The sequence below is a fragment of the Spirulina sp. CCY15215 genome (assembly GCF_016888125.1).
In the GTDB taxonomy this organism is placed as follows: domain Bacteria; phylum Cyanobacteriota; class Cyanobacteriia; order Cyanobacteriales; family Spirulinaceae; genus CCY15215.
This window is the reverse complement of record NZ_JACSWA010000226.1, coordinates 1-343: the sequence shown is the minus strand read 5'-3', so window position 1 is coordinate 343 and position 343 is coordinate 1. Positions and strand designations below refer to the sequence as shown.

Sequence of the window (343 nt, the reverse complement as noted above, 5' to 3'; positions counted from 1 at the left end):
GCACTGATGAAGTCAAACTTCGCCAAATTCTGATTAACTTGATTAATAATGCTCTCAAGTTTACCTCTGCGGGAGGTATTTCTGTCAGGAGTCAAAGTCTAGAAGCCTCAAAAATTGCCTTTGAAGTCGAAGATACAGGTGCGGGTATCGCCCCAGAAGACCTAGACAAACTCTTTGAAGCCTTTACTCAAACCGAAAGTGGCAAACAATCTCAAGAAGGAACGGGTTTAGGACTCTCCATTAGTAGCAAATTCGTGCAGTTGATGGGAGGCGAAATGAGCGTGAGTTCCCAAGTCGGAAAAGGAACTATATTCCACTTTGAGATTGAAGTTGAGGAAGTTGA

1 protein-coding gene is annotated in these 343 nt (G+C 43.1%); it reads left to right on the top strand.

Annotated features, from left to right (window positions below):
• Positions 1-343: ATP-binding protein (locus JUI58_RS27535; protein WP_204101969.1), on the top strand; the 343-nt coding region annotated here is incomplete at both ends.